The organism is Variovorax monticola, from assembly GCF_051216855.1.
In the GTDB taxonomy this organism is placed as follows: domain Bacteria; phylum Pseudomonadota; class Gammaproteobacteria; order Burkholderiales; family Burkholderiaceae_C; genus Variovorax.
On sequence record NZ_JBPJZP010000001.1, the window covers coordinates 924809 to 938915 of the forward strand.

Below are 14107 nucleotides of genomic sequence, written 5' to 3' on the forward strand. Positions count from 1 at the left end.
TGATGAAAATCGTGGCTTATTTCCTTGTCTTTTTGATGTTCTTCGCGTCGCTGTGCAACGCGCAGACGGCGCCCGTTCAGCGCCTGCGCATCGTCGGCGGGTTGGGCGGTGTCACGCAGTACACGGGGCACGAGGAACAGTTCTGGACACGCGACCTGGCCACGCTGTCCGGCGGCCGCTACACCGCGAGCATCGTGCCCTTCGACCGCGCGGGCATTCCGGGACAGGAAATGCTCAACCTCATGCAGTTGGGCGTGGTGCCCTTCGGCACCGCGCTGATGAGCCAGATGGCCACGCAGTATCCGGAATTGGGCGCGCCCGACATGGCCGGCCTGAGCCCCGACATTCCCACGCTGCGCCGCGTGGTGAGCGCGTTTCGCCCCTACCTGTCCGAGACCTTGCGCGAGCGCTACGACGTGGAACTGCTGGCGGTGTACATCTATCCGGCGCAGGAGGTGTTCTGCAACAAGCCGATGCGGCAACTGGCCGACCTGGCGGGCCGGCGCACGCGCGTGTCGAGCGCAACGCAGGCCGACTTCGTCACGGCGCTGGGCGGCACGCCGGTGTACACCGAGTTCGCACAGGTCATCGCGAACATGAGGTCGGGCAACACCGACTGCGTCATCACCGGCACCATGTCGGGCTACACGCTGGGACTGCACGAAGTGACCAGCACGCTCTACACCATCCCCTTGAGTTGGGGCGTGGCGGTCTTCGCGGCCAACCGCGAAAGCCTTGCCGCTCTGCCACCCGACCTTCAAGCCTTGCTGCGCAAGGAACTGCCGCGCCTGGAGGCAGCGGTGTGGGCCCAGTCCGAACGCGAAACCGACGAAGGCATTGCCTGCAACACCGGGGCCGCCGGCTGCACCAAGCCCGGCAAGGGCCGCATGGTGGCCGTGGCGCCTTCGCCGCTGGACGAGACGCGCCGCAGCGAGATCTTCGCGGCCCGTGTGCTGCCGGGCTGGGTGCAGCGCTGCGGACCGGTGTGCGCCAAGGTCTGGAACGACACGCTGGGGCCGGTGGTCGGCCTGCGCGCGGCCACCACGCCGTGAGCGCCGACACCCCCGTGGGCACCGACCGCGCAGCGAAGCCGCACTTTCCCCGCCGTGTCATTGCCATCGTCTACGGCGTGGCCGTTCTCTTTCTCGTCACGGTGGCGACCGTGGCCGGCGTCATCGTCTGGGAGGCGCGCCAGAAGACGCTCGGCGACCACGAGAGCCAGGCGGTGCGCTTCGTGGGCGGCTCGGAGGCCGCGCTCAATCGCGCGCTGCTGAGCGTGGACATGCTGCTGGCCGGCGCCAACGAGCTGCTGCGCGACTCCACGGCCGGCAGCGCCGGCGTCAACGCGGGCGGCTTCGAGGCGCACCGGCTGCTCGACAACGTGGTGCGGCAGAACCTGCTGGTGCGCCACGTGGCCTTCGTCGATGCCAACGGCGCGGTGATTGCGTCGTCCGACCGGCGCGGCGCCCAGTTGCCGCTGGCGCTGCCCGAGGGCTTCGTGCGCAGCGTGCTGGCCAATCCGGTGTCCACGCTGGCGATCAGCGAGCCGGCTGCCAGCCTGGTCACCACGCAGAACGTGCTGTTCTTCGCACGCGCCGTGACGCTGGCGGACGGCGCGCGCATGGTGGGGGTGGCCGAGGTGCAGCTGTCGCTGCTGGCCACGATCATGACGCAGGGCGCGGGCATCCGCGGCCTGGAGGTCACGCTGGAACGCGACGCCGGCCCGCTGCTGGCGAGCCTGCCGCCGCGCGACGACCTCACGGGCAAGCAGATCGAGCCCGCCCTTCACGAGCAGACCAGCGACGGCAAGCCTTCGCGCATGGCCGCGCGCCTGAGCGGGCTGCCGGCCATCGTGGTGGCGCGCCCGACGCTGCATCGCAACATGCTGATCGTCGCGAGCATTCCGCTGACCGCGGCGCTGCGGGACTGGCGCCGCGAGCGCGACCTGATCGCCTGGACCGCCGCGGCCATCGGGCTGATGATCCTGGCGGTGGCGCGCTTCACGCACGTCCAGCTGCGCCGCCAATGGCGCGCGCGCAACGAGCTGGTTCGCTCCAAGGCCATGCTGGACCAGGCGCTGGAATCGATGATCGACGGCTTCGTGCTGCTCGACGCCGAGAACCGCGTGCTGAGCTGGAACCGCCGCTTCATCGCGATGTTTCCCTGGACGGCGGCCATGATCGCGCCGCAGTTTCCGTTTCGCAGCATCGTGGACGAGACCGCCAGGCACGTGGTGCACGAGCGCGGCCCGGCCGACTGGACGGCCGTGAACATGCCGCAGATGAGCCAGATGCACTCCGAGCAGGAGGCGCTGCTGCAGGGCGGCCAGGTGATCCGCGCCACGCGCAGCCGCACGCCCGACGGCGGCACCGTGTGCGTCTACCAGGACATCACCGAGAAGCGCCGCCACACGGCCGCCATCATCGAGAGCAAGGCGCAGCTGCAGGCCACGCTCGACGCGCTGCCCGACCTGTTGCTGGAAGTGGGGCTGGACGGCCGCTGCCACGGCTACCACGCGCCGCGCGGCCCGTTGCCGGTGACCGACGTGGAAGACCCGGTCGGCCATGTGCTGGCGGAGCTGCTGCCCGCCGAAGCCGCGGCGGAGGTGATGAGCGCCTTGCGCGAAGCCGACGCCACGGGCCATTCCGCGGGCCGCCAGTTCGAGCGGCGTGGCGCGCGCGACAACACCTGGTTCGAGATCTCGGTCTCGTGCAAATCGGTCGGCGACGAGGTCGATGCACGCTTCATCGTCATCCTGCGCAACATCACCGAGAGCAAGCGTGCGGCGCACGAAATCGAGCACCTCGCGTTCTACGACACGCTCACCGGCCTGCCCAACCGGCGGCTGCTGCTCGACCGCCTGAAGCAGGCCATCGGCGTGACCGCGTCGAACGCGCAGCGCTCGCGCCTGTGCGCCTTGCTGTTCCTGGACCTGGACAATTTCAAGACGCTGAACGACGCGCTGGGCCACGACATCGGCGACGTGATGCTCAAGCAGGTGGCGCAGCGGCTGAAGGACTGCCTGCGCGAGGGCGACATCGTGGCGCGCCTGGGCGGCGACGAGTTCGTGGTGATGCTGGAAGACCTGAGCGCGCAGGCCGTCGTTGCTACCTCGCAGACCGAGACCATGGGCGCGGCCATCCTCGCGCGGCTCAACCAGCCCTACCAGCTCGGCTCGCAGCAGCACCACAGCACCTGCAGCATCGGTGCGGTGCTGTTCGAGGCGGAGCACGCCTCCATGGAAGAGGTTCTCAAGCAGGCCGACATCGCGATGTACCACGCCAAGACCGGCGGCGGCAACGCGCTGCGCTTCTTCGAGGCGGGCATGCAGACCAGCATCACGGCGCGCGCCACGCTGGAGAGCGAGCTGCACGCGGCCATCGCGTCGCAGCAGTTCGTGCTGCACTACCAGAGCCAGGTGACCAGCGACAACCGGGTGACCGGTGCCGAGGTGCTGGTGCGCTGGCACCATCCGCTGCGCGGCCTGCTGCTGCCGCGCGAATTCATCGACGTGGCGGAAGACACCGGGCTGATCATTCCACTGGGCCTGTGGGTGCTGGAGACGGCGTGCAGGCAGCTGACCGCCTGGCGCGCCGACCCCGGCCGGGCCCACCTGCAGCTGTCGGTGAACGTGAGCGCGCGGCAGTTCCGCGAAGACGACTTCGTCGACCGGGTGCGCGCGGTGCTGCAGCGCACCGGCGCCGACCCGGCCCGGCTCAAGCTGGAACTCACCGAAAGCCTGCTGCACGACAAGGTGATCGACACCATCGAGAAGATGGACACGCTGGCCGCGCTGGGCATCCAGTTCTCGATGGACGATTTCGGCACGGGCTACTCGTCGCTGTCGTACATGACGCAGCTGCCGCTCAGCCAGGTCAAGGTCGACAAGTTCTTCGTGCACAGCATCGGGTTGAATCCGAAGGTCGAGCTGATCATCCAGACCATCATCGGCATGGCGCGCAACCTGGAACTGGAGATCGTGGCCGAGGGCGTGGAGACGCAGGCGCAGCGCGACTTCCTGGAGCGCAATGGCTGCCTGCTGTGCCAGGGCTACCTGTTCGGCAAGCCGCAGCCGCTGGACGCCTACGAGGACGCGCTCGACGCCGGCACGGCTACCGCCTGATCTGCGGCGCGGGCACGCCCTCGATCATCACGTTCAGGCACGCAGGCAGGCCGCTGGCGAGCGCGCGATCGGCCGCAGCCGGCAGCGAGGCGGCATGCGTCACGCACTCGCCGTGCGCGCCGAAGGCCTGCGCGACCATGTCGTAGCGCGTGGGCCGCAGCTCGCAGCCGATCAGGCGCTCCGGGCCGTAGTCGCGCAGTTGGATCTGGTACTCCGCATTCCAGCGTGCGTCGTTGCCGATCACCGCGAGGAAGGACAGGCCGTGGCGAACCGCGGTGTCGAACTCGGCGATGTGGAAACCGACGGTGCCGTCGCCCATCACCGCGACGACCGGCGCCTCGGGCCGGGCGCAGCGCGCGGCCAGCGCGTAGGGCAGCCCGGCGCCGATGGCGCCCGCAACGCCGTTGATGACGCGGTGCGGCGCCTGCAGGCAGGCCGTGGCCCACTGGCCGATTTCGCCGCCGTCGCACACGAGCACCGACTCGGGATGGCTGTCGAGCACCGCCTGCAGGGGCCGCAGCATCTGCACCGGGTGCAGGCGTTCCGGCGATGGCGCGCGGGCGCTGTCCCACGCGGCGGGCCGGTAGCGCACAGCTTCGCGCACTTCGTTCAACCAGGTGGAAGCTGCCGCACCGCGCGCCGCCTGCGTCAATGCGCGCAGCGCCGACGCCGCATCGGCCTGCGCGGTGATCCGCAACCGGTCGCCCACCGCACGGCGGCTGCGCGCGAGCTCGCCGGGGTCGGCATCGACCTGGTGCACTTCCACCGCAGCGGGAAAGGCCGCGCCGAACCTGAGGGTGAAGTCGAGCCGCTTGCCCACGAGCACCAGGCAGTCCACGCGTGGCAGCAGTTCGGCGAAGGCGCCGAGGCTCGCATCGGCGATGCCGCGCGGGCTCTCCATGCCGACCACCGGGATGCCCGTCGCCGTTTCCAGCGCCTCGGTCAGTGCGCGACCGGCACGCGTCATGCAGGACGGCCCCACGAGGATCATCGGGTTCGAGGCCTGCGCAAGGCGCTGGATCAGTTGCGCCGCGAGCGCCGGGTCGAGCGGCAGCGGGTCGGGCGCGAACGCGCCCACCTCCAGCAAACCGGCAGCAGCCGTACCTTCGAGCACGTCGGTCGGCAGGCTCAGGTGCACCGGTCCCGGCCGCCCGGACCTGGCGAGGCGGATGGCCCTGGCGACATCGGTGGCCACGTCTTCAGGACGGGCGCATGTCCAGGCCGCCTTGCAGACCGGTGCGGCCATCTCCGCCTGGCGCATTTCCTGGAACGCACCTTGCCCGAGCTGATCGTTCGGCGCGTGACCGGACAGCAGCACCACGGGCGCCTCGGCCATCTGCGCGGTGTACAGCGCAGCCACCGCATTCGCATGGCCCGGCCCGCCGGTGACGAGGGCGATGCCCACCTCCCCGGTGATCCGCGACCACGCATCGGCCATGTGCACCGCACTGGCCTCGTGGCGCGTGTGGACGAGCGCGATGCCGGAAGCGAAGGCGGCGTCGAACACCGACATGATGTGGTTGCCCGACAGCGTGAAGATGCGCTTCACACCCGCTATTTGCAGGGACTGGATCAGCGCATCGGCGCCTCGAGGGCCGGAGTTTTTTGGCATGGTTTGGCGGAGTTGGAATGTCCGGGGATTCTGCAGCGAGCGCTGCGCGAGGCCTGGCCTTGCGGGCAGCGCACCACTCGGGCACATCGCCTACCCCCGCTCGCGCGAGCGGATGACCGGGGCGACCTGATGCCCGTCGAAAAGTGCGGGTTCCACAACAAGGAGCAGCAATGGCCCAATACGGAGACGGACTCAGAGGCGTCAACACGCCGTTCCCCCCTGTCGAAGCGAGCGGCAGCCAGAGCGGCGTTTCGTGGGGCGCGATCTTTGCCGGCGCCGCAGGCGCCGCATCGCTGTCGCTGATCCTCTTGCTGCTCGGCACCGGCCTGGGCATGTCGAGCATCAGCCCCTGGGCCAGCCAGGGCGCGAGCGCGACCGCCGTCGGCGTGGCGGCCGTCCTGTGGCTCACCTTCACGCAGATCGCCGCATCGGGCATGGGCGGCTACCTGGCCGGCCGGCTTCGCACCAAGTGGGCCGGCGTCCATACCGACGAGGTCTACTTTCGCGATACGGCCCACGGCTTCCTGGCCTGGGCGGTCGCAACGCTGCTGACGGCCGCGCTGCTGAGTTCGGTGGTGGGTTCGATCCTGGGTGCCGGCGCGCAAGCGGGCGCGACGGTGGTCGGCGGCGCGGCCACGGCCGCCACCGCAGCAGGTGGCGCGGCGGCGGCGCAAGGCGCCTCCGACGCGAGCCCGGGCCCCATGAACTACTTCATCGATTCGCTGTTCCGTCGCGATGCCGGCAGCACCGCGCCCGCCTCCACCGACGCCGGCGCCGCGCCCGCGGCCATGAGCACGACGCCGGACCGCAGCGCGGGCTCGACGAGCACGGAGGTCAGCCGCATCTTCCTCAACAGCATTCGTTCCGGCGCGCTGCCGCCGGAAGACGCGAAGTACGTGGGCCAGGTGGTCGCGCAGCGCACGGGGCTCAGCCAGCAGGACGCGGAGAAGCGCGTGAACGACACCTATGCAAAGGCGCAGGCGGCCCTCAAGGATGCGCAGACCAAGGCGAAGGAAGCCGCCGACGCGGCCCGCAAGGCTTCGGCCTACGGCGCGCTCTGGCTGGTGATCTCGATGCTCATCGGCGCCTTCGTCGCGAGCTTCGCGGCAACCTACGGTGGCCGTCGCCGCGACCTTTGAACCTCATCTGCCTCAAGGAGAATTCTCATGCGCTCGCTTCTCTTGCTGTTCCTCGGTGTTCCGATTCCGATCATCATCCTGATCGCGCTGTTCTTCCACTGATCGCCGACCTCTACCCGGCCGCCGGCGCGATGCCTTTCCGGCCGATCTCATGACCGCGGCGACCTGGGATCTCATGGTCGGCGCGCTGCTGATCCTGATGGCGCTGTCCGGCACGCTGCTCAAGACCTTGCCCATCAGCGCCGCGGCGCTCTACATGGGCCTGGGCTTCATTGCAGGCCCCGGCGGCTTCAACCTGGTGAAGCTGGGCATGAAGGCAGATGCAGGACTCGTCGAGACCATCGCCGAGGTCGCGGTGCTGGTGTCGCTCTTCGCCGTGGGGCTGCGCCTTCGCATTCGCATGCAGGTGTCCAGCTGGTTCCAGCCGGTGTTGCTCGCCACCGCGGGCATGGTCATCACCATCGCGCTGATGACGCTGGCGGGTCTTGCATTGCACCTGACGCTGGCCAGCGCGCTGCTGCTCGCGGCCATCCTCGCGCCAACGGACCCGGTGCTGGCCTCCGACGTGCAGGTGCGGCACGAGAACGACCAGGACGACCTTCGCTTCGGACTCACCGCCGAGGGCGGCCTGAACGACGGCGCGGCCTTTCCGTTCGTGATGCTGGCGCTCGGCCTGGCCGGTGCGCACGAACTGGGCACCGGCGGGCTGCGCTGGCTGGGGCTGGATGTGGTGTGGGCCGTGGGGGGCGGCCTTGCGCTGGGCTGGACCTGCGGCGCGGCATTCACGCGGCTCGTGCTCTTCCTGCAGAACGAGAAGAAGCAGGCGATGGGCATGGAGAGCTTTCTTGCGCTGGGGCTCATCGCGCTGACCTACGGCATCGCACTGCATGCGTCGGTGTACGGCTTCCTTGCCGTGTTCGTCGCGGGGCTGAGCATGCGCAATGTCGAGCACGCCGTCGAAGACAAGGCCGACGAAGCGCGCACCGGCGCGGCACCGCGTGAAGCCAAGGTCGTAGCGATCGAACAGGCCAGGACCGCCGGTGCCATGACACGCGACGTTCTGGCGTTCGCCAAGGAGCTGGAGAAGTTCGTGGAGCTGGCGGCGATGCTGGTCATCGGATGCCTGCTGCGCACCGAGATGCTGACATTCAGGAACCTGTTGATCGCAGGCGTCCTCGTCGCCATCGCCCGCCCGGTCGCCGTGTACATCTCGACGCTGGGCGGGCCATGGAGCGCGTCGCAGCGCCGGCTCGGCGCATGGTTCGGCATTCGCGGCGTGGGCTCCATCTACTACCTGGCCTACGCATCGACGCACGGCGCGCCGTCGTCCGAGATCGGCGCTATCGGGGGCGCCGTGCTGGTCACGGTGGCGCTGTCGGTGGTCGTTCACGGCATCTCGGCCACGCCGCTGATGAACATCTACCAGGCGGCCGGCCGGCGGCGGCGCTGACCGAACCGATGCCGCATGCCCTCATGCGGCTGGACGCGCCCGCTTGCGGTGCCGGCGCGCCACCCAGGCGCTCGCCACGCTGACCGCCGCCAGGCCGATCAACTGCCGCGTGAGCGTGGCCGTTGCCTTGCGCGTACGTTGCGCCACCAGCTGTTGCGCGGCTTCGATGCGTGCGATGCCTTGCGCGTCGGGCTGCTGCACGGCGCCGTCGGTCCCGGCATCGGCCTGCCGTGCCGCGTCGTGCGTGGCAGCCTGGGCCTTGGCCGCGGCGACGGAGCCGTGCGCGGTGGCATACACCTTGGTGAACTCGGCACCGAGCAGGAAGATCTGCGCCGCGTAGTACACCCAGGCCAGCAGCACGACCAGCGAGCCGGCCGCGGCAAAGGATTCGTTCACGCCGCTCTTGCCGAGGTAGAGGCCGATCAGCACCTTGCCGACCTCGAAGAGAACGGCGGTGACGGCCGCGCCGATCCAGACGTCGCGCCATGCAATGGGCGCGCTCGGCATGAACTTGAAGATCATCGCGAACAGCAAGGTGAGGATGCCCAGCGACACCCCGACGTTCAGCGATTGCAGCAGCAGCTCCCACCCGGGGAACAGGCCCGTGCTCCAGGCTCCGAGCACCGCCAGGCCGGCGCTGACGACGAGCGAGACCATCAGCAGGAACGCGAGGCCCAGGATCAGGCCGAACGACAGCACCCGCGCGCGCAGGATGCCCCACAGGCCCTTGGGCTTGGCCCGCTCCGGCACGTGCCAGATGCGGTCGAGCGCGCTTTGCAGTTCGGCAAAGACCGTGGTGGCGCCCACGATCAGCACGACGATGCTGATGCCGCCCGCAATGAGCCCGCGCGAGGGTTCGCTCGCGCTCTTGATCAGGCCCTGGACCGCCAGCGCGCCCTCTTGCCCGATCACGCCCGACAGCTGCCCGGCGATCTGCCCGCGCACGGCTTCCGCGCCGAACAACGCGCCCGCCACCGCGATGACGATCACGAGCAACGGCGCCAGCGAGAACATCGTGTAGTACGAGATCGCCGCGCCCATGCTGGGGGCGAAGTCGTCGATCCAGGCCAAGGCGGCATCGCGGCACAGGCGGTAGAGCTGCATGAACTTCGGCTTGAGGGCGGCGGTGGTCAAGGTGTGCTCCATGGGCGTCGGCCGGACTCGGCGACATGTTGCAGAAAGAGTCGCCGCTTCCACGGCCACGCGAAGTAGGAAATTCGCGCGTCCGTGGGGCAGGCTCAGGCCGGGTTGCCCGCCCGCGCGAGGGGGCGGCGCGCGCCGTCCTTGCCCGGGGTGACGATGCGCGCACTCTCGACGAAGCCCTGGATCAACCGCAGCCGCGCCGACGCGCGCAGCCACAGGATGCCGAAGCGCCGCGACTGCGACGGCATCGGCAACCGGATCTTCACGACCTTCTGGCCGTCCAGCAGCGGCGAAGCGATGTCGGGCACCAGCGAGACGCCCAGGCCACGGTCGACCATCATCGCGATGGCCAGCAGCGAGCTGAGTTCGAAGCGCTCCTGCGGCACGATGCCCGCGGCGCGCAGGTAGCGGTCGGCCTGCTTGCCGCTGCCCAGGCTGCGGTCGTAGCGGATCAGCGGCGACGTGCGCAGCAGTTCGTGCGGATCGCGCCGCGCGAGGCGGCTGGGCGCGAGCAGCACCAGCGGCTCCTCGCGCAGCAGCGACCAGTCGAAGGTCTTGGCGAGCGCGAACGGCGGGTACTCGCACACGGCGGCGTCGAGCTCGCCTTGCTGCACCCCCTTGTAGAGCGTGGCGGTGGTGCCCGACTTGAGGAACACCTTGGCGTGCGGATGCGTCCTGACGAAGCGCGCGAGGATGTCGGGCAGCAGGCTGTGGAGGGCCGTGTTGATGGTGCCGATGGCGAGTTCGCCTCCGGCCGCGCCGCTGCCCAGCAGCGCCTTGATGTCGCCCACCTCGCGCAGCAGCGCGCGGGCGCGGGCCACCAGCTGGTGGCCCGCCTCGGTGGGCTGCACCGTGCGGCCGGCGCGCGCGAGCAGCGGCGCGTTGAGTTCGCGCTCGAGCGCGCGGATCTGCTGGGCGACGGCGCCGGGGGTCAGGTCGAGCCGGCGCGCGGCCTCGGACATCGAGCCCGACTCCACCACCAGGAGAAAGCTGTGCAGGTAGGCGGTTTCCATGAAGATAGATTTTCTGCGATGTGATCGCAGGGAGTGCCTGCTTTTCTCATCTCATGAACTGCGGACACTGCGGCCATGAGAAGCAAACTCTTCGTACCCGGCACCCGCCCCGAGCTGTTCGCCAAGGCACTCTCCAGCGCGGCGGACGCCATCTGCCTCGACCTGGAAGACGCGGTGTCCGAGCCGCGCAAGGACGAGGCGCGCGAGACCGTGCGCCACTGGCTGGCCCGCGGCGACGCGGCTTCGTCGCGAAAGACATTGATCGTTCGCGTGAACGCCATGGACACGCCGCACTTCGAGCGCGACGTGGCGGCAGCGGTGCAACCGGGCGTGCACCTGGTCAACCTGCCCAAGCCGCAAAGCCCTGCGCACGTGCGCACGGCCGTCGAAGCCATCGAGCGCGCGGAGCGCGCCAACGGCGTGCAGGCACCCATCGGCCTGCTGCTGAACATCGAGACGCCCTGCGCCTTGCGCACGGCTTCGGCGCTGGCGCTTGCGCATCCGCGCGTGGCGGGGCTGCAGCTGGGGCTGGGCGACCTGTTCGAGCCGCTGGGCATCGCGCGGCGCGAACCGTGCGCGATCCGCCAGGCGATGTTCGCGGTGCGCATCGCTGCCGGCGAGGCGGGGGTGTATGCCTATGACGGCGCCTTCGCGAACATCGGCGATGCCGAGGGATACCGCGCCGAGGCGATGCTGGCGCGCGACCTGGGCTTTCTGGGAAAGACGTGCATCCACCCGAGCCAGATCGCGATATCGAACGACGTGTTCCGCCCCACCGACGAGGAGATCGCGCATGCCTGCAAGGTGGTGGAGGCGGCCCGCGAGGCCGATGCCCGCGGCATGGGTGCCTATGTGGTGGACGGACGAATGATCGACATCCCGTTCGTGATCCGCGCGCGAGCGATCGTCGAGAGCGCGCGCAACCTGGGGCTGCTTGCAGGCTGAGCCTGCGGTTGCCACCCGAATTCAAAAAAAGAAACCGGAGACAAAAAATGAAAATTCGCTCGACCCTTCGTCCGCTCGCAGCGGCCGTGCTCGCCGCTGGCTGCCTGCTGTCGGCCGGCGCCTTCGCGCAGGCACCCTACCCCACCAGGAGCATCACGATCGTGGTGCCCTACCCCGCCGGCGGCTCGAACGACACCTTCGCGCGCCAGGTCGCCAAGGAACTCGGCGACGAGCTCAAGCAGCCCGTGATCATCGACAACCGCCCCGGCGCGAGCGGCAACACCGGCACCGGGCAAGTGGCGCGGGCCGCGCCCGACGGCTACACGCTGGTGGCGGTGTCGTCCAGCATGACGACCAACGCGGCCGTGCAGTCGAAGCTGCCCTTCGACCCCGTGAACGGCCTCGCGCCGGTGGCCATGTTCGCCAAGGGCCCGTTCATCGTCGCGGTGAACAACGAGTTTCCCGCGAAGACGCCGGCCGAGCTCATCGCCGCCATCAAGGCGAGGCCGGGCCAGTACAACTATGCGTCGTCGGGCTCGGGCAGCGTGAACCAGTTCGGCACCGAACTGCTCAAGGCCAAGGTGGGCGACCTGCAGATCGCGCACATCCCCTACAAGGGCATGGGCCCGGCCGTGACCGACCTGATCGGCAACCAGACGCAGCTGCTGATTTCCAGCGGGCCGTCGCTGCTGCCGATGGTGCGCGCGGGCAAGCTGCGCGCCGTGGGCATCACCAGCCTGAAGCCGAGCCCGGTCGCGCCCGAGCTCACGCCGATGTCGGTAGCGGTGCCCGGCTATGAATTCGAGCTCTGGTGGGGCCTGCTGGCACCGGTGGGCACGCCGAGCGAGGTGGTGGGCACGCTCAACCGCGCCGTCAACCAGATCCTGGCCAGGCCGGCCGTCGCGGCCAACTTCCTGCGCGAAGGCGCGATCGCCACGCCGCTTTCGCCGGCGCAGTTCGGCGCGGTGATCACCGAGGACGTGGCGCGATGGAAGAAGCTCGCGAAGCAACAGAACATCACCGCCGATTGAGTGAACACCCATGAGCATCACCGCGCCCGACGACAGCACAGACACCGAGCGCCTTCCCGAGCGCAAGGGCCCGAGCGGGCCGTTGAGCGGGCTTCGCGTGCTCGACCTGAGCGCGTACATCGCGGGCCCGTACGGCTGCTCGCTGCTGGCCGACCAGGGCGCGGAAGTCATCAAGATCGAGCCGCCCGCCGGTGACAACCTGCGCAAGTACCCGTCGACGCTGGAGGCCGAGAGCCGCGCGTTCATCGGCGTGAACCGCAGCAAGCTCGGCGTGCTGCTCGACCTGAAGGATGCGAACGACCTGGCCGCGCTCATGGCGCTGGTGCGCACGGCCGATGTGCTGGTGCACAACTTCCGCCCCAGCGTGCCGCCGCGGCTGGGCATTGCGTACGACCAGCTGAAGGGACTGAACCCTCGCCTGATCTACTGCGCCGTGACCGGCTACGGAGAGACCGGCCCGCTGCGCGAGAAGGCGGGCTACGACCAGGTGCTGCAGAGCATGACCGGCATGTGCGCGCTGCAGGGCAAGCGCGGCGAGCCGCCCGAGATCATCTACGGCTCGGTGGTCGACTACTACGCGGCCGCGCTGGTGGCCGCGGGCGTGGCCTCGGCGCTGTACGAGCGCGAGAAGAGCGGCGAGGGCCAGTACGTGGGCGTGTCGCTGCTGCGCTCCGCGCTCGCCATGCAGTCGGCCCGCATGGTGTGGGCCGAGGGCGAGCCGAAGGACGTGGGGCGCGACATGCGCTCGGGCGGCATCACCGGCCTTCACCCGACCCGCGAGGGCCACCTCTACATCTCGGCCAACACGCCGCATTTCTGGCAGGCGCTGTGCGCCAAGGTCGGGCTGCCGCAGCTGGCCCGCGACGAGCGCTACGACTCGGTGCGCAAGCGTGCGCAGCACGTCGCGCAGATCGTTCCCCTGCTGCGCGAAGCACTGGCGGAACGCTCCGCGCTCGAATGGGAGGAACTGTTCGGCGAAGAGGTGCCCTGCGCGGCGGCCCGCACCGTGGAGGACATGTTCGACAACCCGCAGGTGCTGGCCGAGGACATGGTGGCGAACTTCGCGCACCCCACGCTGGGCACCTACCGCGGCTTCACCCGGTCGGTGCAGTTCGGGCGCACGCCGGGGCCCGAGCCTTTCGCCGCGCCCACGCTGGGGCAGCACACGCACGGTGTGCTGGCGTCGCGAGGCAGCGCGCGCCCCAGCGTCGAGTGACCTAAGACGCGGGCCGGACGTGCGCCTGGAGCATGGCGCCCATCTTTTCGTGGATGAGGTTCACGGCCTTCAATGGGCGCAGCATCACCTTGAACTCGGTGATCCTGCCGGCGTCGTTCCACTTGAGCATGTCGACGCCGTTGACGGTGATGCCGTCGAGCTCGACCATGAACTCGAGCACGGCGTCGCGCTCGCCCTTGAGTTCTCGCACGTAGCGAAAGCTGTCGTTGAAGAACACCTGGAACGCCGCGGCCAGGTACTTCTGCGTGACGGCCTTGCCCACCTGCGGCTTGTGAACCACCGGTGAGTGAAAGACCGCCTCGTCGTCGAGCAGGGCATCGAGCCCTGCCGCGTCATGGCTCTCGACGAGCCGGTGCCAGGTTGCAAGGGTGTCGATCGGCATGGAGTCTCCGGGTGAGGTGAAGCGAGTAACCG

At 69.5% G+C, this 14107-nt stretch carries 11 protein-coding genes; 7 read left to right on the top strand and 4 right to left on the bottom strand.

Annotation, left to right across the window (positions count from 1 at the left end; translation table 11 throughout):
- The first annotated feature begins 11 nt into the window (after window positions 1–11).
- Entirely contained in the window at window positions 12–1052 is a 1041-nt protein-coding gene (locus tag ACSFA5_RS04185; RefSeq protein ID WP_435442749.1) for a TRAP transporter substrate-binding protein, read from the top strand.
- Window positions 1049–4123: a bifunctional diguanylate cyclase/phosphodiesterase gene (locus tag ACSFA5_RS04190; protein ID WP_435442750.1), complete on the top strand. Its 3075-nt coding sequence runs from the start codon at window positions 1049–1051 to the stop codon at window positions 4121–4123. Before ACSFA5_RS04185 ends, ACSFA5_RS04190 begins: the two co-directional genes overlap by 4 nt.
- Here ACSFA5_RS04190 and ACSFA5_RS04195 read toward each other — a convergent pair.
- Complete coding sequence (locus tag ACSFA5_RS04195) at window positions 4113–5735, bottom strand: thiamine pyrophosphate-binding protein (protein WP_435442751.1); 1623 nt, start codon at window positions 5733–5735, stop codon at window positions 4113–4115. The genes ACSFA5_RS04190 and ACSFA5_RS04195 overlap by 11 nt on opposite strands.
- Window positions 5736–5905: 170 nt before the next feature.
- Between ACSFA5_RS04195 and ACSFA5_RS04200 the strand changes: the two genes are divergently transcribed.
- Both ACSFA5_RS04200 and ACSFA5_RS04205 read left to right on the top strand, forming a co-directional pair.
- On the top strand, window positions 5906–6874 hold the full coding sequence (locus ACSFA5_RS04200; protein WP_435442752.1) for a hypothetical protein: 969 nt from the start codon (window positions 5906–5908) through the stop codon (window positions 6872–6874).
- Window positions 6875–7025: 151 nt separating this feature from the next.
- The gene (locus tag ACSFA5_RS04205) at window positions 7026–8324 is read left to right on the top strand and encodes a cation:proton antiporter (protein WP_435442753.1); all 1299 of its coding nucleotides are present in this window, start codon (window positions 7026–7028) and stop codon (window positions 8322–8324) included.
- Between the two features lie 21 nt (window positions 8325–8345).
- Here the strand turns inward: ACSFA5_RS04205 and ACSFA5_RS04210 are convergent, their stop codons facing one another.
- Window positions 8346–9458: a YihY/virulence factor BrkB family protein gene (locus tag ACSFA5_RS04210; RefSeq protein ID WP_435442754.1), complete on the bottom strand. Its 1113-nt coding sequence runs from the start codon at window positions 9456–9458 to the stop codon at window positions 8346–8348.
- A gap of 104 nt (window positions 9459–9562) precedes the next feature.
- The gene (locus tag ACSFA5_RS04215) at window positions 9563–10480 is read right to left on the bottom strand and encodes a LysR family transcriptional regulator (protein ID WP_435442755.1); all 918 of its coding nucleotides are present in this window, start codon (window positions 10478–10480) and stop codon (window positions 9563–9565) included.
- A gap of 75 nt (window positions 10481–10555) precedes the next feature.
- Between ACSFA5_RS04215 and ACSFA5_RS04220 the strand changes: the two genes are divergently transcribed.
- Genes ACSFA5_RS04220 through ACSFA5_RS04230 form a run of 3 tightly spaced genes read left to right on the top strand, consistent with a single transcriptional unit; the run spans window position 10556 to window position 13672 of the window.
- Complete coding sequence (locus tag ACSFA5_RS04220) at window positions 10556–11425, top strand: HpcH/HpaI aldolase/citrate lyase family protein (protein ID WP_435442756.1); 870 nt, start codon at window positions 10556–10558, stop codon at window positions 11423–11425.
- 47 nt (window positions 11426–11472) lie between these two features.
- A complete protein-coding gene (locus ACSFA5_RS04225; RefSeq protein WP_435442757.1) occupies window positions 11473–12456 on the top strand; it encodes a tripartite tricarboxylate transporter substrate binding protein in 984 nt (327 codons plus the stop codon).
- Window positions 12457–12466: 10 nt separating this feature from the next.
- Window positions 12467–13672 (top strand): CaiB/BaiF CoA transferase family protein, encoded by a 1206-nt coding sequence (locus tag ACSFA5_RS04230; RefSeq protein ID WP_435442758.1) that lies wholly within the window; start codon window positions 12467–12469, stop codon window positions 13670–13672.
- Between the two features lies 1 nt (window position 13673).
- Here the strand turns inward: ACSFA5_RS04230 and ACSFA5_RS04235 are convergent, their stop codons facing one another.
- Window positions 13674–14075 carry a nuclear transport factor 2 family protein gene (locus ACSFA5_RS04235; protein ID WP_435442759.1) on the bottom strand — a complete coding sequence of 134 codons (402 nt, stop codon included), beginning with the start codon at window positions 14073–14075 and terminating at the stop codon, window positions 13674–13676.
- Window positions 14076–14107: the final 32 nt, after the last annotated feature.

Coding starts and splice junctions, on each gene's coding strand:
- ACSFA5_RS04195 (WP_435442751.1), bottom strand. CDS start 5,735: ATGCCAAAAAACTCCGGCCCTCGAGGCGCCGATGCGCTGATCCAGTCC.
- ACSFA5_RS04200 (WP_435442752.1), top strand. CDS start 5,906: ATGGCCCAATACGGAGACGGACTCAGAGGCGTCAACACGCCGTTCCCC.
- ACSFA5_RS04205 (WP_435442753.1), top strand. CDS start 7,026: ATGACCGCGGCGACCTGGGATCTCATGGTCGGCGCGCTGCTGATCCTG.
- ACSFA5_RS04215 (WP_435442755.1), bottom strand. CDS start 10,480: ATGGAAACCGCCTACCTGCACAGCTTTCTCCTGGTGGTGGAGTCGGGC.
- ACSFA5_RS04220 (WP_435442756.1), top strand. CDS start 10,556: ATGAGAAGCAAACTCTTCGTACCCGGCACCCGCCCCGAGCTGTTCGCC.
- ACSFA5_RS04225 (WP_435442757.1), top strand. CDS start 11,473: ATGAAAATTCGCTCGACCCTTCGTCCGCTCGCAGCGGCCGTGCTCGCC.
- ACSFA5_RS04230 (WP_435442758.1), top strand. CDS start 12,467: ATGAGCATCACCGCGCCCGACGACAGCACAGACACCGAGCGCCTTCCC.
- ACSFA5_RS04235 (WP_435442759.1), bottom strand. CDS start 14,075: ATGCCGATCGACACCCTTGCAACCTGGCACCGGCTCGTCGAGAGCCAT.